The organism is Cyclobacterium amurskyense (assembly GCF_001050135.1).
In the GTDB taxonomy this organism is placed as follows: domain Bacteria; phylum Bacteroidota; class Bacteroidia; order Cytophagales; family Cyclobacteriaceae; genus Cyclobacterium; species Cyclobacterium amurskyense.
This window is the reverse complement of sequence record NZ_CP012040.1, coordinates 5,420,168-5,442,433: the sequence shown is the minus strand read 5'-3', so window position 1 is coordinate 5,442,433 and position 22,266 is coordinate 5,420,168. Positions and strand designations below refer to the sequence as shown.

18 protein-coding genes are annotated in these 22,266 nt (G+C 37.1%); 13 read left to right on the top strand and 5 right to left on the bottom strand.

Annotated features, from left to right (window positions below; genetic code table 11):
- Position 1 precedes the first annotated feature (1 nt).
- Entirely contained in the window at positions 2 to 1,288 is a 1,287-nt protein-coding gene (locus tag CA2015_RS21735) for a DUF4270 family protein (RefSeq protein ID WP_084011945.1), read from the bottom strand.
- Positions 1,289 to 1,527: 239 nt separating this feature from the next.
- On the opposite strand from CA2015_RS21735, the gene CA2015_RS21730 reads away from it, so the two are divergent.
- Both CA2015_RS21730 and CA2015_RS21725 read left to right on the top strand, forming a co-directional pair.
- Positions 1,528 to 2,769 carry a hypothetical protein gene (locus CA2015_RS21730; RefSeq protein ID WP_048643797.1) on the top strand — a complete coding sequence of 414 codons (1,242 nt, stop codon included), beginning with the start codon at positions 1,528 to 1,530 and terminating at the stop codon, positions 2,767 to 2,769.
- Between the two features lie 42 nt (positions 2,770 to 2,811).
- Entirely contained in the window at positions 2,812 to 3,240 is a 429-nt protein-coding gene (locus CA2015_RS21725; RefSeq protein ID WP_048643796.1) for a DUF2141 domain-containing protein, read from the top strand.
- A 51-nt stretch (positions 3,241 to 3,291) separates the two neighbouring features.
- Here CA2015_RS21725 and CA2015_RS21720 read toward each other — a convergent pair whose 3' ends face one another.
- A complete protein-coding gene (locus CA2015_RS21720) occupies positions 3,292 to 3,969 on the bottom strand; it encodes an Ig-like domain-containing protein (RefSeq protein WP_048643795.1) in 678 nt (225 codons plus the stop codon).
- Between the two features lie 290 nt (positions 3,970 to 4,259).
- Here CA2015_RS21720 and CA2015_RS21715 point away from each other — a divergent pair, with 290 nt between their 5' ends.
- Together CA2015_RS21715 and CA2015_RS21710 are read left to right on the top strand one after the other, a co-directional pair.
- Positions 4,260 to 5,510 (top strand): IS4 family transposase, encoded by a 1,251-nt coding sequence (locus CA2015_RS21715; RefSeq protein ID WP_048643794.1) that lies wholly within the window; start codon positions 4,260 to 4,262, stop codon positions 5,508 to 5,510.
- Positions 5,511 to 6,070: 560 nt separating this feature from the next.
- A complete protein-coding gene (locus CA2015_RS21710; RefSeq protein WP_053086732.1) occupies positions 6,071 to 7,210 on the top strand; it encodes a bile acid:sodium symporter family protein in 1,140 nt (379 codons plus the stop codon).
- Positions 7,211 to 7,616: 406 nt separating this feature from the next.
- Here CA2015_RS21710 and CA2015_RS21705 read toward each other — a convergent pair whose 3' ends face one another.
- Positions 7,617 to 9,194 (bottom strand): M81 family metallopeptidase, encoded by a 1,578-nt coding sequence (locus tag CA2015_RS21705; protein WP_048643793.1) that lies wholly within the window; start codon positions 9,192 to 9,194, stop codon positions 7,617 to 7,619.
- A gap of 574 nt (positions 9,195 to 9,768) precedes the next feature.
- Between CA2015_RS21705 and CA2015_RS21700 the strand changes: the two genes are divergently transcribed.
- Positions 9,769 to 10,545, top strand: a complete 777-nt coding sequence (locus tag CA2015_RS21700) for a carbohydrate-binding family 9-like protein (protein WP_084011943.1) — start codon at positions 9,769 to 9,771, stop codon at positions 10,543 to 10,545.
- A 199-nt stretch (positions 10,546 to 10,744) separates the two neighbouring features.
- A complete protein-coding gene (locus CA2015_RS21695; RefSeq protein ID WP_048643792.1) occupies positions 10,745 to 12,037 on the top strand; it encodes a hypothetical protein in 1,293 nt (430 codons plus the stop codon).
- Positions 12,038 to 12,568: 531 nt separating this feature from the next.
- Here the strand turns inward: CA2015_RS21695 and CA2015_RS21690 are convergent.
- Positions 12,569 to 13,075, bottom strand: coding sequence for a hypothetical protein (locus tag CA2015_RS21690; RefSeq protein ID WP_048643791.1), 507 nt, complete (start codon positions 13,073 to 13,075; stop codon positions 12,569 to 12,571).
- Positions 13,076 to 13,371: 296 nt separating this feature from the next.
- On the opposite strand from CA2015_RS21690, the gene CA2015_RS21685 reads away from it, so the two are divergent.
- The gene (locus CA2015_RS21685) at positions 13,372 to 13,794 is read left to right on the top strand and encodes a DUF983 domain-containing protein (protein WP_048643790.1); all 423 of its coding nucleotides are present in this window, start codon (positions 13,372 to 13,374) and stop codon (positions 13,792 to 13,794) included.
- A 26-nt stretch (positions 13,795 to 13,820) separates the two neighbouring features.
- Here the strand turns inward: CA2015_RS21685 and CA2015_RS21680 are convergent, their stop codons facing one another.
- A complete protein-coding gene (locus CA2015_RS21680; RefSeq protein WP_048643789.1) occupies positions 13,821 to 14,822 on the bottom strand; it encodes a hypothetical protein in 1,002 nt (333 codons plus the stop codon).
- Positions 14,823 to 15,241: 419 nt separating this feature from the next.
- Here CA2015_RS21680 and CA2015_RS21675 point away from each other — a divergent pair, with 419 nt between their 5' ends.
- The 6 genes from CA2015_RS21675 to CA2015_RS21650 all read left to right on the top strand — a co-directional run bounded on the left by CA2015_RS21675 (position 15,242) and on the right by CA2015_RS21650 (position 22,238).
- A complete protein-coding gene (locus CA2015_RS21675) occupies positions 15,242 to 16,774 on the top strand; it encodes an arylsulfatase (protein WP_053086731.1) in 1,533 nt (510 codons plus the stop codon).
- Positions 16,775 to 16,967: 193 nt separating this feature from the next.
- Positions 16,968 to 18,143 carry a sialidase family protein gene (locus CA2015_RS21670; RefSeq protein ID WP_053086730.1) on the top strand — a complete coding sequence of 392 codons (1,176 nt, stop codon included), beginning with the start codon at positions 16,968 to 16,970 and terminating at the stop codon, positions 18,141 to 18,143.
- A 492-nt stretch (positions 18,144 to 18,635) separates the two neighbouring features.
- Positions 18,636 to 19,049, top strand: a complete 414-nt coding sequence (locus CA2015_RS21665; RefSeq protein ID WP_048643788.1) for a response regulator — start codon at positions 18,636 to 18,638, stop codon at positions 19,047 to 19,049.
- A 175-nt stretch (positions 19,050 to 19,224) separates the two neighbouring features.
- A complete protein-coding gene (locus CA2015_RS21660) occupies positions 19,225 to 19,668 on the top strand; it encodes a hypothetical protein (RefSeq protein WP_048643787.1) in 444 nt (147 codons plus the stop codon).
- A 332-nt stretch (positions 19,669 to 20,000) separates the two neighbouring features.
- Positions 20,001 to 20,543 carry a hypothetical protein gene (locus CA2015_RS21655; RefSeq protein ID WP_048643786.1) on the top strand — a complete coding sequence of 181 codons (543 nt, stop codon included), beginning with the start codon at positions 20,001 to 20,003 and terminating at the stop codon, positions 20,541 to 20,543.
- Positions 20,544 to 20,693: 150 nt separating this feature from the next.
- The gene (locus CA2015_RS21650) at positions 20,694 to 22,238 is read left to right on the top strand and encodes an SDR family NAD(P)-dependent oxidoreductase (RefSeq protein ID WP_048643785.1); all 1,545 of its coding nucleotides are present in this window, start codon (positions 20,694 to 20,696) and stop codon (positions 22,236 to 22,238) included.
- The last annotated feature ends 28 nt before the right edge of the window (positions 22,239 to 22,266 follow it).

Sequence of the window (22,266 nt, the reverse complement as noted above, 5' to 3'; positions counted from 1 at the left end):
TTTAATTTAAAGGAAGAAAAACAATATCTAGTTTAATTTTTTGTTGTAATGAGTGAGACGAAAATGCCAAATACCTAGTAGTTAGCGAGGTGCTTTCTGGTAGGGTAATCCATAAAGCATTTCCATTGTCGTAATTTGTATTCAATTGACTGTTTATGAAATCTGTTACTGGAATATCATAGTAGGTGTTTTCATGAAACTGATCATCATAAGCCGTCATACCTACTGAGGCTAAAGAGCCTATGATCTCATTGTTTTTATTGACCACATATACATTGATCGAAAAGGAGGGGGTGTTGAAGTAATTGTTATAAGTTCCCGGTTTCACGGGTAGGTGAAGTATGGCCGAAGAAATAAAGAAGCTCTCGGAAATTTCCTTAAGGATTTGGGTTTCAGGGAACTCAATTCTGATACCTGATTCATATAGGGGATCTACCATTACCGTCCCCGAGGTTTCTTCCGATGCAATATTGGTGTAGGATTCAAAGCCTTGCAATAGCCCGGAGGATTTATTTACTGTCAAATTTGTGAAATGTTCAGTTCCGCTCTGTACAGTAATTTTGAATTGTGCATTTGTTTGGGAAATGCTAGTGGATGGTTTGTAATAGAAACCTATATAAGAAGCTTCGTTAAAAGACAATATGGGGCCTGTTCCCTCTGTCTCTATTCTCAAACCTTTAAAGTGTTCTTCCAAGTCTTCATTGGTATAGAAAATTGAATTACTTGACTTGGACAGTTCAAAAAGTTCTTGTCCAAATTCATAGGGTAAGGTCACTGTAAGCGAATCCTGATGAGGAAGGGCTTGGATTTTTTGGGACACCAAAGGACTTTCGTTATAGTCAAAGTTTTGGAAGTTATAGATGGCATTTAAATCATCAGGTTCAGGGTTTTCTAAAAGTTCATAAATATTGATATCGAAAACAGGAAGGGTGTCATAATGAAAACTTTCATAATACAAGACCAATACAACAGAGTCCATTTGAGCTTCATCATTCATCCTTATGCCACTTTCAACTCCAAATTGCAAATAAGGAACCGCCTTTATACCTCCTCTTATACTGTCATTGTATGAGCCCAATAAAAAATTTGTCCTGTCATTGGTGACCAAACTATCACTATAATAACTGTACAATAGGATGTCTGTACTTTCAATTAAGCTGACTTCCAGTTGATTATTGTCTTTAGTGACTTCAGGTTGTACTAGTATCTCATTTTCAAAACATCCCGTCATAAGAATGGCCACTGCAGGCATACATAGATATTTGATTGATCTGAAAATTGATTGCATAAAATTTATTTTTGCTCCAAACCAAATCAATCTTTAGCGAATAAAGAGGTATAATAGACCTAGGCACCAATCCTCTCTACGAAAAGCACTTTATTCTCTATGATCTTAAATAATACAAAGGACATAAGGATTTTGAATTTTGGAAGATGAAAAGTGGGATTAGGTCTATGAAATTAGCCCTTATGCCTATTTAAGAGGAATGTTTCTTGAGGTAGCATTAGCTTTCCGAAAAAATCAAAATGACTTTACCAATTCGAACGCTATGTTTATGTCTTATATCTTTTATCCTTATAGGAAGGGTGGAAGCACAAAGGGGAAGTGGTTCCTTGTACTCTTCCTATGGTATAGGTTTGATTAATAATGACAATGTGGGGTATGCATCTAGACTCGGAGGAACCGGTGTGGCTGTTCAATCACCTTACTTCTTAAACCTTGTCAATCCGGCCTCTAGTGTTGGGGTTTTAGGTGCTTATAATTTCATGATCGATGCAGATGTTAAGTATCAGATGATGAACATTGCCACAAACGATGAAAACATTGATATTAATAGGACCAATTTGACCCATGTGGCCTTTTGGCTGAGGGTATCCAAATCATCTGCTTTTACCTTTGGCCTAATGCCTTTAAGTAGTGTAGACAATAGCTTTTTGGAAACCACCTATTTTGTAGGATCAGCTGACCCTTATTCCAAACTTACTAAGAATTATGGGGACATAAGTAAGGTGTTTCTTAATTATGCCTACTCTTTACACCCTCGACTTTCATTGGGGATAAGACCTTATTATGCCTTTGGGATTATCAATAATATCAACACTTATGAAACACAGTCCCTAGGAGATGAGGCAATAGACAGTTTTCAGCAAAATCTAAAAAACAATTACAGTGGTGTAGGGGTGGATATGGGCTTGCAATATGTAGCCTATCAAAATAAAGACAAAAAAGTATTGATGGGTTTGACCTATCAGGCGCCAGCCATAATGAATGAGACCATTTCGGAAGAAATCCAACTTGTCAATTCAGACACTCTTTTGTTTGAATCCACAGGTGATAAGGAGCGAATGGATTTTTACCAAACTGCCAAAGCTGGCCTGTCTTACCAAAACAAGAATTGGATTATAGCGGCCGATTATATGTATAAATTTTTCCCAGATTCATGGGAGGATTATGTAGCGGCTCATCAAGTAAGTGTAGGCATAGAATATGTGCCTGTACCAAGAGGTTACTCATTTCCTCAAAAGTTGAGTTATTCCGCCGGAATTTATTATGATTCCGGAAACTACCTTTTTCAAAATCAAGCGGTAGATCGATGGGGCTTCACAGCGGGAATAGGTATTCCCATACAAGGACTTACCAGATTAAATCTTTCCTATCAGTATGAAAAGCAGGGGAAAACAACTCTCCTTTCCAGAGAGACAACTCATGGGATTACCTTGAACATTAACCTGGCTGACGTTTGGTTTCAAAAACAAGGTTTCAAATAATCAAAGAGCTACAATATTGAATATTATTACAAATAGTTTAAAATGAAAATTACATTAATACTCCTGTGTAGCATATTTCAATATGCATTCAATACTCCTGTCGCCAATACAACTGCTTTAAGCATTAACAATTTAGATTTTGAATTGGGAGGGGAGGTTCGGATTCATATTTTCAAGAAGCAGGCAATAGAACTAGGCTTGGAAATGGAACCTGTTGAAAAGCTTGAGGTTCCCATTAAAAAAGCGCCCTACCTCATACTTCCTGAGTTAGATCCGGGAGAATACATGATTGCTGTGTTTCATGATAGTAACCATAATGGGAAAATGGATTATAATTTTTTTGGAAAGCCAAAGGAGGGTTTTGGCTTTTCAGGTGAATTCATTTGCAAGGTGAAAACCCAAAATCCTGAATCGCATTACATCAGGTTAAATGCGGGAAGTCAGGAAATAACTATTAATGTCTGTTATTGATTAAGACAATGTAGTGCCCTGTTAAGTGGAAGAGATTAATTTAACCTTCTTCTAATTGACTTTAGGGAAATAAAAGATGACTATATCACGATATTCATCGATAGCGTACGTTATATTCACTTCCTCATTCTCAAAATATAATCTTAAAGTTGAAGAACCTAGCAAGTCATATCGTTGTATAAGGAAATCATGGACTTCTTCTTGAATGTCTTGATCACCAGGTAAAACCACAAAAGAATATTCGTACTTCCCTTCCTTAAACCTATAGTTTAAGTAACGGATATTTTGATTTTCACCATCGAAAATCATTGCCTCAGGTATTTGCACGGATAAATATCTCGATTCCTTATTAGTAATAAATGCCTGATCCTGACCAAAATCAAAATATGGCTCCTTAAACAAGAAATTGATCGGTTGAACCTCAACCTTACAAGAAGATGAAAACAAGTTATCAGCAGTTCTTACGGTTATAGTGGTTTTCCCCTTCCTTTTGCCCGTTACAAGACCGTTTTGGTCCACATTTGCAATATTTTCTGCTTCTGACTCCCAAATAAGATCTGCTGTAGTATAACCTGCTCTATTGAATACTACTAGAATTTGGAATTCATCATTATAAGAAATGGAAAGGTCATTTTCAGATAAGGTAATGTATTCATCTTGTGGGTCCTCACTTGGGTTGCAAGCAAAAAGAACAAAATAAAAAACTATGATTATATAATTACGCATCATATTAATAAAAGGGATATTTTTAAGGTTTTATTAATTAAAATTACCTTCTTGTATGATTTAATATTCAGTTAAAAATACCGAACAACTTTCTAATGTATGCATCATAAGCATAATTGAAAATATTCGCCAAATTTGAATCACGCGAAATTAACTAATCATTTTTAAGATAAAAATTTACTGTCATCCGACAAAAACACTGTGTGTTTTGTTCATCTTGAAAAAATACAATAGCGAGGTTTTGACACCTCGCTAAAATTTATGATGTTTGAAGTTACCACACCAAAAACATCATGTCCAAAAATACGAATCTTACCGGTCAACCGGTAATTTGTCAGCTACTTTCTTTTCTTCCCCGTCAAATTGTTGACTCCTGTGTGTCTGAGCATCAGAGCGACCGGTACTATAAGACCATGACTACATGGAAGCAACTTGTGTTTATGTTGTACGGAGTGGTCACCAAATGTCACTCACTTAACTGTCTTTGTAAAAATCTACTTTTCCTCGAAGACAGGTTAACCTATCTTGGAATTGACAAACTTCCTGCGGTCAGCACCCTCAGTGATGCCAATATCAACCGGGACAATAGGGTGTTTGAATCGGTATATCAGCAGCTTCTAGACCATTATAAGGATGAGCTGAGACCTGTGGAATCCAGCTATCTGGACAAGCAGGTGGATACAGGGAGAATCATGATCGTTGATTCTTCAACAATTTCACTTTTCGTCGACGTATATAAAGGAGTGGGACGTAACCCTATAACAGGCAAAAAGAAAGGCGGGCTTAAAATCCACGCCAAGTTGCCCCTAGGTGGCTCTGTTCCGGATCTGGTACACCTGACCGAAGCAGCCTGCAACGACAAATCTTTTCTCGGACAGCTGACAGCTGAAAAAGGAGCAATTTATGTCTTTGACAAAGGGTATGTCAAGTACCGAAAATGGAAGGAGTGGAGCGAAATAGGTAGCTATTTTGTAACCCGGCTCAACGACAATGCGGATTATCATGTTCTGGAAGGAAAACCAAACCACATCAGTGATTATGCAGATGGAGGGATCATCTCTGATCAGCTAATCATGCTAAATCCATCAAAGGAACCTCTAAAGGCCAGATTGATCAGATACAAAGACCCGGTAAGCGGGAAGGTGCTTGAGTTTGTGTCCAATATGTTTGACTACGGTGAGAGTACAGTTATTCTGCTCTACAAGTACAGATGGAATATTGAGACGCTGTTTAAGCAGTTGAAGCAAAATTTTGAATTGGGGTATTTTTACTCGGACAGCTCGGAAGGGATCAAAACGCAGGTTTGGATAGCTTTGATAGCAAATTTGTTGTTTTCGGTAATTCACAGGCAGTGCAAAGAGACTGAGCAGTTTGTAACAATCGTTAACATGGCGGCGATCAACATGTGCTCTTACATATCGCTAATAAAGCTTGTCAGATCAGGAAGACTGTCACGTATGGAAAGAGATCTGAAAATAATACAATTTGAATTGTTCGGTTTAACCAAGGGGGGTGTTTTTGAGAATTCAAAAAATCCCCCGTAATCTGAATATCAAGAGTGATTTTATGGTAATTTTGATTTTAGTCGGATGATAGTAATAAAAATTTATTGATTTTGATGTAATGGTTTTTAGCCTTAAAAGGCAATTGCATTTAGTTTTTGAAATTTTGATTTGTATTTTTTTCCCGGTCTATAAGCGTGAAAATTTTTTAAAGAGGTTATCCAATCATAAATTTAGGTAGTAAGGAGGCCTAATGAATGGTGTTAAGCATGCTATTTTAAAAGCTTTTCTGTTTATTAGGCAACTTTTAGGCTCATTACACTATGCGATAGTTGGACAATTGTGAAGCGTTTAAAGTTGGATTGAGCAATAATAGAATATACTAAAGGTTTCCCTCAAGACAAATGGTTAAAAAAATCTCTTTAAAAATAAATAAATTTTGAGGTAAAAGGGCAATGAATTCCCCCTACTTTATGAAATCCCTTTTATCTTTACCAGACAGGCAATTGTGCTAATCATCCGGATTGTCCACATAAGGTTGAGTAGAGGACCATCTTGTTGTGGTTAAAAAATAATATCAGTAAGCATTTACGAAAAAAAACATGAATAAAAAGCAAACCTTATTTAGCTCATCCCTTGTTTTAGCAGGCATCTCTTTAATTGGAATTGCTGTTTTGCTTTTAAAGGATAATCAAGAAGTTGCCTCTCTATTGGTACTTTCTTTCTTTGCTTTTTTACTAATAGGCATGCAAGGTTATGATAAGTTAAAGGGTTTTTCGTTTACCGTGTGGGTAATTGCCGCCGTGGCCATCAGCATGACATTTCCTGATTATATAACAGAGGTAGCTGGTTATAATACCGAGGGGTTTATTGTTCCTTTGATTCAACTCATCATGTTTGGAATGGGAACCACCATGGGGATTAGAGATTTCCAAGGAGTATTAAAGATGCCAAAAGGAGTCATTGTTGGTTTGGTTTCTCAGTTTACCATTATGCCTATCCTAGCTATCAGTTTGGCTATTCTAATGGAGTTTCCACCAGAAATTGCTGCAGGTATTGTCCTTATAGGTTCTTCACCGAGTGGGGTATCCTCCAACATTATTACTTTTCTAGCCAAGGGAAACCTGGCTTTGTCCATCACTTTAACCGCTTTTACTACTATACTGGCACCTTTTTTAACACCCCTGTTAATGAAACTTTTGGCAGGTCAGTTTATTCCGATTGACTCTTTTCAGATGATGGTGAGCATAATCAAGATGATATTTGTACCCATAATTGCAGGGATGGTTTTCAATAAGATTTTCAAGGGCAGGGCAGGTTGGCTTCATATTGCCATGCCTTTTATAGCAATGGCCGCCAATGTGGTGATTATCGCTGTGATCGTTGCAGCAGGGCGTGACAGCCTTTTAGAGATTGGTCTTTTGTTATTGTTAGCCGCCATCATTCACAATGCAAGTGGCTATGTATTGGGTTATTGGGGTTGCCGCCTTTTCAAGATGAATAAAGTCGACAGCCGAACCATAGCGATAGAAGTAGGTATGCAGAATGGGGGAATGGCAGCAGGTATTGCTTCGGAACTTGGAAAGGCCGCTACTCTGGGGCTATTCCCAGCGATTTTTGGTACCTGGATGGACATCTCCGGCTCTTTCCTTGCTAACTGGTGGCGCACTGCACCTACGGGGGAAGATGATGCTTCAGAACCTACTGATCGCCCTCAATCCTTAAAGGACATAGAAAAATAGAATTATCTTTCTCGAATTTTATTGTAGCCGGCTTCAAGTATAAATACCAGACATAAAGGGCCTGAACAATAATAACCGTGAGAGTCAACTCAGGGGCCTCAACATACTATTTTTCCGTTATCCTAAAACGGGTTGAACAATCAATTAAAGATGGTAGCAATGTATTGATAAATAATATTTGGTACCCATCATGAGTAGGGATTCTCCTACATGAGAGGTAAATGCTGTATAGAATTACTAAGATTCAGGCAATAGTGTTTCTGACTATTCCCAAGAAGGGAGTCGATTTTAGATTCCTCCTTATTAAAAACGCCCTCCATAGCATGGCTAGGAGGGCGTCAAATAGGATACAAACTGAATTTGATTTCAGCGACTGCACCAATTGTTGTTTTTTCAAGACAAGTATTTAGTAATCTCCCATGCCAAACATTCCCTTGCGGGCCCGCTTGAAGGTAAACCAAGATGGGTTAACCGCCGTAGCGCCTGGGCTATCCACTTGAATTAATTTGGAAGCAAAAGGTTCATAGGCAGCCCTAGGCGCAATGTTACCCTTCACTACAATGATTTTTTGACGTTCTACATATACTCCATTGGAGATCAGTTGATGTGCACTATTAGGGCTGGATTCCAATGTAGTCAATAGTACCAGGTTAGGTTCATCCAAAGTAGATCCTTCTACTTGTATCACGGCTGTATGTCCCATGTTCCAGTAACGCCCACCTCCATGACGGACTTCTGTTTCCAAATATTTACCTACATTTAACGAACGAACCTGGCCTTTAATTCGGACAGGCTTTCCATGCAACTCATCTGTTTTACCACCCACTTCAAAATCAAAATCATTTCCAATACCGGCTTTTTCGGCTACTTTATAGGCTTCTGGATCAGCAATTACCACCACCCATCCTTCGGCTCCTTGTTTCAACAATTCTTCCAATAGAAATGAACTGTCACCAGTGGATCCACCACCAATATTGTCTCCCATGTCAATCAATACAACAGGTCGTCCTTCATGTTCCATGGCCATTTTCACAGCTTCTTCCGGCTGTGGGCTGTCAAGCACGGTTTCATGACGGGTATTCCATAATTTATCTGAAAGCTTTTGGGCTTCTTTCTGTGCGAGTTCAGGGTCATTATCTGTAACCACTATCACGGATGGGCCCATCCAAGGTACATCGGCATACTGGTAGCCTCCGGAAACACTCACGGCAAGTATTTTTTCGTTTTTCTCCAATTCTTTGCTCTCAGTAGTGATAGGGAGTAAAGGGTTTGAAAAAGTACTTTGATAGACTATGTTATAAACCATAGGGGCTTTTACTATTGCCTGTGTAGGCTTGACTCCCTCTTTTACCATTTCGGCCATTATTTTTGCGGCTTGCATTCCTCTGTCAAATGTGTCAAGATGTGGATTTTCCTTAAAAGTGATCAATACATTGGAAAGTTTAACCAATTCTGGTGTAACATTGGCATGGAAGTCATGGGTAACAATGATTGGCATTTTTGGGCCAAATGCTTTACGCACTCTTCTTACAATTTCTTCATCACCGCTTGGGTAACTTTCGACAACCATAGCTCCGTGAAGGTTAAGCAAAATACCATCTAGTTTAGGGCCAGCTTTCAATTGCTTAATAATTTCATCCATTATTGTATTGAATGCATTATCGGTAAGTGGCCCCATAGGCCTAGCTCTGGTGACTACGGTAGGGTAGAGTTCCAAGCCAAAACGCTTTGCACCTTCTATATAACCTGAACTTATGGTTTGAGAATTGGCAAATGAAAAGAATTTCGTAGCCAGTTCCTTTTGTGATTCTCCCACTTGAAAATCAAATTTATCCAATGTAGTCAGCTGACTGCTGAAAGAATTTGATTCGTGTGCAATTCCTGCCACTCCAATTATGGGTTTTTTCTGAGCATAAGTAGTCAAGAAGGAAAACAGAACGAGCGGTAAAACAATAGTAATTCTCAGAATTGTGGATTTTTTCATTTTGGTTTTTTAAAAGATTTAAATCATTTATTAAATGACTTAAAAAGGTGGTTGTTTTAAAGTAAATTCATCAATAATACCGTTTATTTCCTTAAAATTCAATGTTTTTAAGGGATATGTTTAAAGAGGTCAATGTTATCAATTTCTTATAAATTTAGTAATTGGAGTCCAGACATTCCGGATTTATATTTTAGGTTTTTGTGATTGTAATTATTTGTTTGAGCGAATCTCAGTTTTTTTAAGTGACTATTGTATTTACAAAAGGTTTTAAAGCTAATTTGTTTTATAAAAGTATATACCTTGATGGTCTCGTTTTTTCCACTCAATCTATCTACCAAAGAAGGTAGTTTGCTACCCTTACAAATTTTTTCACCCCGTAATAACCATAGATATAATAATAACTTAAAAAGTGACTTACTTTGTAGCCAACTTTTTGAACTTTTACATATATTCAGGCACAAATACCTGTTTTGACAACTATTTTCTTTGAAGTCCAGAGAGGTTGACTTGCAAAATTTTGTTTTTTGTATATGCCAAAGTTACTTACTTAAATTTAGCACAAACGATTAATTTCATGAAAGCAATACTTATATCTTTATCATTGTTAACCTTAACGTTATTCTACAGTTATCTAAATAAGATAACGACAGATCCTGTAAAGAGCGAGTTAACCCCAATCAAAGAAAAAGCAGCGTATTTGGTTAAAAAACTGAAAAAGGGCTCAATGCCTATAGATGCAAATTGGGACAAGGCTCAATGGAAGAAAATTAAGCCGGTAACACTTGATTATAAAATGGGAGATGAACCTAAGTTCACCCCAAAGGTACAGGCAAAATTAATGTATGATGAGGAGAACATTTATGGGATTTTCAAAGTAGAAGACCGTTATGTGCGCTCAATAGTTCGAGAATACAATGGAAACGTTTCTGGAGACTCATGTGTGGAATTTTTCTTTTCTCCCGATTCGGATTTACCATTGAGTTATTTTAATCTTGAAATCAATGCGGGAGGTACTCCACTGATTTTTTATGTTGCCAAACCTTGGGATAATTTCACCAAATTAGGGAAAGAAGACATTGAGCAGATAGAAATTGCTCATTCTCTACCAGAAGTGGTGGATCCTGAAATTACTGAGCCTACTACTTGGTATATAGAATACAGAGTACCTTTAGCCATGTTGAAAAAACACTCAAAAGTAACCCCTCCGAAAAGTGGAACCATCTGGAAGGCCAACTTTTACAAGACAGGTAGCCGAACCAGCAACCCTAACTTCCTGACATGGTCTTATGTAGACAACCCAAAACCTAATTTTCACTTGCCACAGTTTTTTGGCACTTTAAAATTTCAATAGTCTTGAAACCTATTCACCCCAGAATTGAATTTTCACCACATGAAAAGATTGCCCTAACGCCTCGCTTCCAATTGTCTAGTAAAGTTGGAAGCGGAATTGAAGAGCAGGCATAGCCATTAAAGTAAAGAAATTTCTTCTTAGGGTTGGGAAAGTGGTCTGGGATCTAAATAAAACCATTAACTAAATATAAAAAAACAAGATGAAACGTCGTGACCTTCTTAGATACCTCGCCTTAACGCCCCTATTGCCGGGGCAAATACTTTCCATCACTCCTGCAGAAGGGAAGGATACTATCATGGATGATGTCGATAAGTTTTTCAAGGGAAAACCTAAAAGAATAGCTGCTATACTTACAGAGTACAGGCCCAATTCCCACGCAGATGTAATTGTTGGCAAATACCTAGAAGGGTACAATCAAGACGGTATGGCGCCTTATCCGCGTTCGAAAATTGTTTCCATGTTTACTGAGCAAGTTCCTGATACGGATATGAGTCGTGACATGGCTAAAAAGCATGGTGTTCCCATTTTTAGGACCGTTGCTGATGCCCTTACATTGTGTGGTGACAAACTGGCTGTAGATGCAGTTTTACTGATTGGAGAACACGGCGTTTATAGAATGAATGACAAGGAACAAAAACAATATCCACGATTTGAGATGTTTTTGAAAATTACTGATGTCTTTAGAGAAACAAAGAAATCAGTTCCCGTTTTCAATGACAAGCACCTTTCTTACAGTTGGCGGCAAGCCAAACGTATGGTGGAGATTTCAAAAGAACTTGACTTCCCGATGTTGGCAGGTTCTTCAGTTCCTGTAGCTTGGCGTATTCCTGCAATTGATACACCTTATGGTGAGGCCCAGAAATATGCAGTGGGCATCTCTTATAGTGGTTTGGATATTTATGGTTTTCATTTGCTGGATTCCCTTCAATCAGTAGTAGAGAGAAGAAAAGGAGGAGAAACAGGTGTGAAAGCTGTTCAATGCCTTGAAGGAGAAGACTGTTGGCAGTTTTTGGATCAAAATGAATGGGCGAGTAGGCTATTTAAAGAGGCAATTTCACATAGCCTCACCAAAGTAGAAGGTGACATGAAGGAATTGGTGAAATCCCCTGCTGTTTTTGTGGTGGACTATAAGGATGGGCTAAAAGTTGCTGCTTTCTTATTGACAGGGCTGGTACAGGATTTTACTGTAGCAGTTGAATTGGAGAACACTTCCAAACCCTATTCTACCCTTATGCGATTACAGGGCAAACCACATCATCATTTTGGATGTCTGGTTAAAAATATTGAGATTTTATTTGAAACAGGGAAACCTCCTTATCCAGTAGAGCGAACCTTGTTAAGCAGTGGTATTTTGGATTTTGCTTTAGAGTCAAGAATTCTAGGGCATAAAAAACTTAAAACTCCTGAACTGGCCAAGGTAAACTATATAACGCCAAATGCTTCCCATTTTAGCTCAACAGGTTGGGATGAAAATGGAAAAAGAATAGATTAAGTAAAGTTTTGGAACAGTTGAAAATTCCCAGGTTAATGGATGTTTTTCTGTTAAGCTTATTGCATTTACAAAAAATCCACAGGTCAGGGCCTGTGGATTTTTTGTTTTAACCCGGATTATGTAATAGAATTTCTTCGCCCTGACGATAGTCAGGGGTGATGCCTGTCCCATGTTTACGGGAAGTGTTGCAATCGCAAGACATCAGGCTGTTTGGAGATTTTATCATAGCACCGCTATGGTGAAATTGAAAACAGCAACGAAGTGGCTGATTTTGAAGCGATTTCAGCACGTAATAGATTGTCTATTGCATATTTCGGGTTTAATGCAGAAGCATTACAATAGTAAAATCTTTTAAGACACCAAGTCATTCCCTAAATCCAAGTTTGTTGGGAAAATCACCAATTTCATGAGGTGGATTTTAAAAAAGATGGGACTTATGAGGCAACGAAAATAGTATTATAAAAGCTCTTTTTCGGCGTATTTATTCAGTCTTTTAAGGTTGATATAATAGAATAGGCGAAAAATCAAAGATTAAACAGGTATTAAAAATAGGTTGATGGACCAATACCTGGTTTTGTCAAAATGGTTACCAATACCTAATCTAGTTATTTTGTTGTTTTTCTTTTCTAAGTGGTAAAGAACCAAGAAGTCAAGTTGGGGATGCTTCATTCTGGCCCTTTCAAAAAAGTTGATACCCAGGTAATTTGTTGTAACTTTCTCAATGGAAACTTCAATCTGATTGGAACCGATTAAACATTCGTGAACAGAAAGTATTCGGTTGATTTTATGGTCCTTTAAGGTGATGTTATTTAGGCTTTTCATCCATATTATCCTATGTTGTGGTTCTGTCAACATTAGAAGAAGCTCATTTGAATCAGTCTTAATGTCCACCTTCCTTCCGGGCTTTATTGTAGGGAATTCTATTGAGTTTCTCGGTGGAGGTGCTACTAAATTTTCTTTAAAGGTTTTCAATGGACGGTAGTAGAAAACCGTAGGCTCCAAGCTTTCAAATTTTTCTTCACAGGAGTTTAGTGTCATACCTTTCCTGACAAAATAATTGAAGAAATTAGGTGAATCTTTAGTGAATTAGGCAGTTTACCTATAATTGCAATAGTTAAGGATGAATGTTTTTACAGTGCGAAATTCCATATTTACTAACTATAACTAAAGTTTCTGGGAATTAGGGTAATAGCTAGTACCTAACAATATTTTGTTGAATTAATGAACTATAAGAACTTATTAGAGATTTATATTTGTAGAAAGAGTTAATTGATGTTATAGGTTTAAACGCTAATGTTTATTTTAGTAATTTGTGAATAAATAATAAACCCCAAATGAAGGATTTAAGTCAAGAAATTAGGAGCAGCAATACCCATGAAGCTTTAGGGAAAGACAATAAGAAATTAAATGCCATGCTTCATTGCAAATGTCCAGTTTGTAAAGAAGGGGACATGTTTAAAACTTCGGCCCTTAACATGAGTAAATTCAATGAGCTGAACAAAAACTGTAAAGAATGTGGCTTTGATTTTATGCCTGAACCAGGCTTTTATCAGATTTCAATGTTCTTTACTTATATGGTTGGGGTAGCCATATTTGTGGTTTTTGGTTTCCTTACCTATTTGGTATTTAATGATCCACCACTTTGGGTGTATTATGTCACCATATTTATTCCTACCATTTTAAGTACCCCTTGGAATTTAAGGTACTCAAAGGTTGTCATGCTTTATTTCTTTGGCGATATAGGAGAAGGTCAATAAAGACTTATTCATAACAAGCTTGGATATTATTCTTTTTCAAAAGTGAAGAAGTCGTACTCGTTTTTCCAGTTGACGGTTTCTCCGGGTTCCAATTCAAGTCTGATATAGGGTTCAGCGCAGTAAGTTCTTGCGTTGGCCCAATATACTATTTTCTCCAAAGCCTTGTCTCCCTTGACTTTTACTCCAGCGCCTGTTTTGGTGTTCATCACCGAGAACTGATAGTCTTCAGGCAAATCTCTAAAACCCATAATACCGCTGGTATAAACGCTTTCTCCATTTTTGAAATACCTGCTAAAGCTGATAGTACGATCGGAAACTAACCCTAAAGAATCAAAATTAACCACTTTCTTTTGTTCACTATTGTCAAGGTGGATGTCATAAGGAAAGGTTGTTTTAATATTAGGTCCTGTAGGTTCCTGGTCAATCACAAAGAAATTATGGTTGTAGACACTTGTATTGATTGATTTTGTGCCTGTGTTTTTTAAGGTATGTTTTAATACAAGTACAGGCTTGCCCTTCACCAATTCCACCACTTTGGTATATTGGTAGCCATAGCCATCTGCATCTATCAATTCATGCCTAAATTCCACTCGGTTTTTATGCTTCTTTACTTTCCATTCCCCTCCATTTACCAATTCATAAGTATGGGAGAAACGGTATTTCTCTTCCTTGATTTTTTCCAGTGCCCCTATACCAATTTTAACAAACAGGCCACCTTCTTCTGCTTCATCATAGCCTAGAGGAGAGAAATCTTCAACCGGCCCCATTATGGCATCATTTATCATTGGATCATATTTTTTGAACCATTGCCCGAAATATTGGTGCCCTTTGTATTCCAGACTCGAAATTACCCCCGACCAATCGAAGCGAGAAGCACGGTAATAACCATTTTCATGATCTGGGAGGTATAGGTTTGCCTTAATAATTCCATTGCTGATTTCTGCTTGGGGAGCTGTGGCCATTCTATTAAATCCAGCAACTATTAATAAAAGGCCTATCAGACCAAAGATTGTATATGTTTTGTGCATGTTTATTCCGATTGAATAGGGGATAAGTAGTTCTACCAGAAATATACAATGATTTTTTATTTTGTAGTAGAATAGCTGGAAAAACAAGGTTGAAATAAGAGATCAGTGATGGGGTGATCCGTGATGGGGTGACCGGTGTGGTGATAGAGTGATTGGTAGTGGCGTGGCATGTCCCAAATCTCCAATACTAAACCCACATGCCTTTTAAAGAGAATCACATCAACTTTGCCTTCGACAAGCTCAGGCACCGGTAGAGAAGTCCAACGAGCCCAGATACCAGTAATAGATTATTGAAGCTTGTACGTTTAAAACAATTAACAATTAACAATTAACAATTAACAATTAACCATTAAACCAAATAACATCTGTTTTCCCCATCTTATTGCTATTTTTGTAATCAATCCATAATTGAATATACAATGAAAAACACTTTCCCACTAAATTTACTTTTCTTCTTTGGCTTGGCCATTTTGACTTTCGGTTGTAAACAGGACAAAGAGGTGGAACCATTACCACCAAATATTATATTGGTAATGACAGATGACCAGGGATATGGCGACATTTCTGCCAATGGAAGTCCGGATGTATCTACGCCAAATATGGATAAGTTGAAATCTCAGGGAATAAGTCTAGAGGATTTTCAGGTCAGTCCTACTTGTGCGCCAACCAGGTCTGCCATTATGAGCGGGCGACATCCTTTTAAAAATGGCATTACGCATACCATTCTGGAAAGAGAAAGAATGGCCCTAGGCCTAACTACCTTGCCTCAGGTGTTGAAACGGGGAGGTTATACCAGTGGTATATTTGGAAAATGGCATTTGGGCGATGAACAGGAGTACCAACCTGACAGTCGTGGATTTGATGAGGTGTTTATACATGGTGCCGGAGGTATAGGTCAGGCTTATGCTGGTTCTTGTGCCGATGCACCTGGAAATGGTTATTTCGATCCCGTTATTAAGCACAATGGTACCTTTGTGAAAACAGAAGGATTTTGTACCGATGTGTTTTTTACACAAGCCTTGTCCTGGATAAAAGATAAGTCCTTAACAGAAGAACCGTTTTTTGCTTATATAACCACCAATGCACCTCACGGTCCTTTTATAGCTCCTGAAGAATACAAGCAAAAATTTATCGATCAGGGTTACCCAACAGATGCCCAGGGCTTTTATGGAATGATCGAAAACGTGGACCATAACTTGGGTATATTGATGGATAAACTAGATGCCTGGGGCATTGCCGACAATACCATTTTGATTTTTATGTCGGACAATGGAAAAACATATGGTGGCTACAATACCGTGCATGGAGAAACCTACAATGCAGGGATGAAAGGGTTTAAAGGAAGTGTTTATGAAGGAGGAACAAGGGTTCCTTTCTTTATCAGATGGCCAAATAAATTCAATAAAGGCAAAGAGGTGGATGTAATGCTTAATCATTATGACATGTTGCCAACTTTTGCTGAAATTGCCAATATTGACATCTCTGATATTCCGGATCTGGATGGGCAAAGCTTGCTTTCTTATTTAAAAAATGACAGCATTCAATCTGAAGACAGGTTTCGATTCTTTCATGAGGGGAGATGGCCTTTAAATCCAGACAATATTACAGATCAAGAAGGCACAGAACGTTGGGTAGGTACTTTAGAAACGTCGAATCCTGACAGTTCAAAATTCAAGAAATATGCGATTAGAAACGAACAGTATAGATTTGTGAAAAACAGTGAATTGTATGATTTGTATCAAGATCCTGGAGAAACAAATAACATTGCAGCGGAACATCCTGAACTCATTAAAAAAATGAAAGAAGCCTATGGTGTTTGGTGGGAGGAAGTGCGACCTTTAATGGTTAACGAAACAGCTCCTTTAGCCAAAGAGAAACCTTTTTGGGTGGAATATGAAAAACAAAAGGAAGCTAGTGGGATCAAAGATTGGGTAAAACCTGAGCTGAATTAAGCTTGGTAGGAGAAATTTAAAGGTAAAGCTAAGTGATGAAAGTCTCCAATTCTTGCCGGTTAAGCTGAGTGGCACTTTCATTTGTCTAAAAATACGGAACGCTTTATAATGATTTAAAAAAGAGCAATCAAATCGGAGCAATTCCCTGATTATAGGTGGGTTGCATTACCTGTTTAACGATAAAGTCAAAACAATGAAAAGTGTATTTTTGTGGATTGGATTTTTATGTTCATTCCAATCGTTTGCTCAGGAAGTTTTCCCTTTATGGGATACAACGGTTAATATGCCTGAGTTAAATAAAATTCCAATTATTGAAAACGTTGAATTTTCGGTCATAAAACCCTTTGAATTTTCTAAAGATGGTTACCGATTTTTGCATGGGGTTGCTTTGATCTGGCATAAGGACAAACTTTACGCTTCCTTTGGTCACAATAAAAATGGTGAAAATACAGTGTCAGAGGAAGCCAATTACCGTGTGAGTGAGGATGGGGGTAAAACTTGGGGGCCTGTCAAAACCATAGGTCGAGGAGACAATGTAGCGGTTAGTCATGGTGAATTTCTTTCTTACAATGGTGAGTTGTGGGCATTTCATGGAGAATACGATGGGATTATGGAAAAGCTTCGCGTACGCGCCTTTCTTTTAAATGAAAAAACGGATGTATGGGAGGACAAAGGTATCGTTGCAAGGAATAATTTTTGGCCATTGGCAGCTCCTGAAAAAATGGATAATGGGAACTGGATTATGTCAGGTTTTCAGGTTAACGAAACTGGCAGTGGGAACAATCCACCAGCTGTTGCAATAAGCGATGGGGATGATTTTACCAAATGGGATGTGGTTGTTATTCCTATGAAAACTGAGAAAGTTTGGGGTGAAAGCACTGTTATAATTGATGGTTCAATAATTATAAATGTGGCACGATGGGGCAAGCAGTCCATAGGGTTGGCATCAAAAAGTAATGATTTTGGTCAGACTTGGTCAATACTTAAGCCCAGTAACTTGCCTATGACCACCTCAAAACCATATACAGGTCAATTGAGTAGTGGTGAATATTATTTGATTGGTACGACCTTTAATGGTGTAAATAAAACGAGAAACACTTTGACCATAGCTATCAGTCGTCCTGGAGAGCTGTTTTTTTCAAAAGTATTCGTGATTCGCCATTCTGTTTTCCCCGAAGGAGTAGGAGAGTCACATCCCCAAGCAGCCTTGGCTTATCCTCATGCTGTGGAATACCAAGGTAAGCTGTATGTTGGGTATTCTAATAGTGGTGGGAAAGTAGGTAGGCCAATTGGAAAAGGCAGAGATACCTGGAATAACAATAGTGCTGAATTAGCAATTATTCCAATTGAAATGATTACAAGTCCCTAAAAAACAGCAAAAGGAAACTCTTCCTCTCATTTCAGATGCATCTGGTGCTTTTTATGCAATTGATTTACCACCTTTAATGGGGGATAAGGTCGTATACAGGAGGATATAGGAGGTTTTGTCCATAGATGTAATAGGGTAATTTAGGCAGGACCTTTTACTTATAGGTTACAATTTTTAAATAATGAAGCCAGAAAAAAAACAATTTTTCGCATTATGTAGCTAGTAAATAGTTGTATGTTGTATTTTGTTGTTTAATGAATAGATTGGCATGATAAATATTGTGTAAATGGCATATTTTAAAATTTATTGGGTGTTTTTTTTGTTTTTATTAGAATTAAAATTTTTACAATTTTATATATTTAATTAAATTTGAAGTGTTAATGTATTTTTTGGTATATTTGCAAATAAGAAATAGTTTTTAATTATTCTTTTTTGTTTTGCATTGAAAGTAAACGATGATCACTTAAATTTTTTTCAGTAAATCTCATAATAATGGCTTTAAAGATTAATTCTATCTTGCTCGTTGATGACGACAAAGCAACTAATTTTGTTCACAAATATGCAATTAAAAAAGCCAACTGCATTGAAAATGTAGTTGTTGTGGAGAATGGTTTGGAGGCACTTGAATACCTTCAGCCAAAAGAAAATGAACCTTTAATCAAACCTAATATTATTTTTTTAGACATTAATATGCCCATAATGAATGGGTGGCAATTTTTAGAAGAATACGAAAAATTAAACCAAAACAACAGAGGGGATATTGTTTTGATCATGTTGACCACTTCATTGAACCCTGATGATTTAAATAAAGCGAAAAGTTTTTCTACAATTAGCGGATACAGGAACAAACCCCTAACCGTGAAAATGATTGAAGAAATTGTTGAAGAATTCTTTGTGTCTAATTAATAAAAGTATTTTATTGTTTTTAGGTGTAATATATTAGCTAAAGTCATAGGGTTCAACTAATAAAATTAAACTGTAATTGTTTACCTAAGTAATATCCATTTTTTAACCTGCGTTATTTACTTTATTTTGACTTCATAGATATAAATTCGGTCGTAATTAATATCTAAATAATTATATGACAAAAGAATTAAAGGCTAAGAAGTCAAGAAACGTAAAAATTATTAGTTTGATAATAATGGCGATAAATATTGCTGTTATGGCTGCTTGGTTGTCAAATTTTCAATCTGTTCTCTCTGGGTTTTCAGGAGATCAATTCATGGATTTTACTTCTGCAGTTTTATTTTTTCTATTAAGTCTGGGAGTGCTTACTTCTCAAAAAAGATCCAATTCTATTTTATTATTAAGTAAGGTAGCCATTGTTAGTGTTTTAATTATATCAGTACTAACAATTGGTCAGTATTTATTTAATTTTGATAATGTCGTTAATGTTTTTGATCTAAAGTTCTCAAGTAGGTTACCATTTTGGGTGTCCATCTGCTTCCTTTTAATTGGTGGGGCAATTTGGGGCATGCATTCCAAATCCAATGTTATAAATAAAATTACTCAATACTGTTACTAGCTAAAATCATTTTGAATCTTGCTAGTATTATAGCTGTTGTATTAAATATCCCTGGGAATAATACAGATTGCTTAATCCCTATACCAATTCTAATTTCTCTAAACGGATTTTTAATAAATTCTGAAGTAAATAATGAGGGTCTACTTCCGGAATTGAATGTGAAAATCTCAATTTAAGTCAATTACCTAATTATTGTATTTCCCAAGTCCTTAAAACTAACCTAAACTTGCCTGTTTAAGCTTTATTTTGCTAATAAGTTTCTATCATTATTTTTAAAACCAGCAAAATCCCTTTAGTTTTAACGCTAAACATTATAATGAATATTGATAAATATGGTAATTGGAAAGAAATTCAACCAATTAAGGAAAGATGAATATTTTGACCTAATTGATAATTACAAAAAATATTCAGACTTCAATACGTTAGGGATGTACCGCTCAATTTGTGAGAATGAAAGTCTTGACCTAAGTGATCGGATTGAGTTAAGAGATTATGCGAATGTGGTATTTGAGAAAACCTTCAATTTTTATCAATTGAAAGACCCAAAGACCTATTTTGATCTCAGTACATTAGGCCTTGAAATGACAGTGGCTGATGAAAAGCAGGTTTGGAATGATATTAGAATTAATCAAGAAAAAATCCTTGCTGATAAGAAAATTAAACATAGGAATTTTGGGGAATACTCTAAACACAATTGTGGGTATGAGGATTGTCCTTATTATGGTCTTATGATAAAGCAAGGCTCTTATTTGGCCGAATCTGGAATGCATTTTAAGTCTGATAGAAATAAAGTCTCTGCTAAGAAGATGTCAGAACGCATGAAAAAGCAAAGGAAAAATAAGCACCGAATAATAAGAGAGGATTTCGATGAGTGAATAGTAATCTCTTTTCAATTTGGGTTCAGATAGGGTCGTGCTCAAGTTTTGCCTGGTTTCACTTGCTTAGTTGAAAAGAGTGTACCTTTGTAGCTTGTATTAATCATAGTCAAAATTTTAATTGTTGTGTACCCGATTCTGATCAAATAAATGGAAAGTAGCAAAAATGAAGGTCGATTAGACAGAGATCAGATAGATCAATGCATCGCCATTTTAGAAATATTAAACAATGACACCGACCAAATATTTGATATTCCACTGGATCGAAGAATTGAATTGATCAAACAAGCCGGTCGGCTTTCTCGACCTGAAAAGGAAGAATTGAATAAACGTAAAAAAAACGCCAAGAAGAAAGTCAAAAGAAAAGCAGTTGAAAATGACAAGCAGGCCCGTAACAATACCGGAATCAGAAGTGCCAGAGAAGCGGTAGTTTTTGTTGCACCTAAAATGCTTTTGAATACCTCACAAACTAGGACAAAAGGGGGTTCAGTAGCTCCTCGTGAGTGCTATGTGTGTAAAGAGACCTTTACAACTTTACATCATTTTTATGATACCATGTGTGAAGCATGTGGTGACTTTAATTATGCCAAACGTTTTCAAATGGCTGACCTAAGTGGTCAAGTCGCTTTAGTTACTGGTTCTCGGCTCAAAATTGGCTATCATATTACCCTGATGATGTTAAGGGCAGGGGCTACAGTTATCGCTACTACAAGATTTCCAGTCGATTCTGCTTTGCGATTTGCCAAAGAAGAGGATTTTGAAAAATGGGGGCATCGACTCAAAATTCACGGCTTAGATTTAAGACATATTCCTAGCGTAGAATTGTTTTGCAATTTTATCGAACAAAAATACGATAGGTTGGATGTGCTCATCAATAATGCTGCACAAACGGTAAGACGACCGGCAGGTTTTTATCAGCACTTATTGGCCAATGAAGAAAAGACTTTATCCGAATTGCCTATGGAAGTCAGGGATATATTGTCAGATCACGAAGCTTGCTTAAGAGAATTGAGCGTTTCGAGTTCTTTGGTTGAAGAATCTAATAAAAACCTTCCTGTAAGCTGGCATGGCAATCAAGTAGGCATAGGTTTAAGTGCTTCAGCAAAATTATCACAAATCGCTTACACCATTGATCATGCTCTGACCCCCGAAGAAGTTTTTCCAATAGGAAAGATGGATGCGGATTTGCAGCAGGTAGATTTGAGGAAGACCAATAGCTGGAGGTTAAAATTAGGTGAGATCCATACCAATGAAATGCTAGAAGTACAGCTTGTTAATTCTATTGCTCCTTTTGTGCTTTGTAACCGTTTGGTGCACATTATGAAAAAGGACAATACAGGTAAGAAGCACATTATTAACGTTTCTGCCATGGAGGGTAAATTTCATAAATACCACAAAGAATCAAGGCATCCACATACCAATATGGCTAAGGCTGCTTTGAACATGATGACGCTTACTTCTTCGGCTGAATTTGCAAAGTTTGGTATATTTACCAATGCAGTGGATACTGGCTGGGTTACCGATGAGGATCCCATTGAATTGGCAAAGAAGAAAGAAGAAATTCATGATTTCCAACCGCCTTTGGATATTGTGGACGGTGCAGCTAGGGTAATGGACCCATTGTTCGATGGGATCAATACTGGAAAACACTGGTGTGGTAAATTTTTGAAAGACTATAGACCGACTAGTTGGTAATAAGCGGCAAGTCCTATGGTATGAGCAA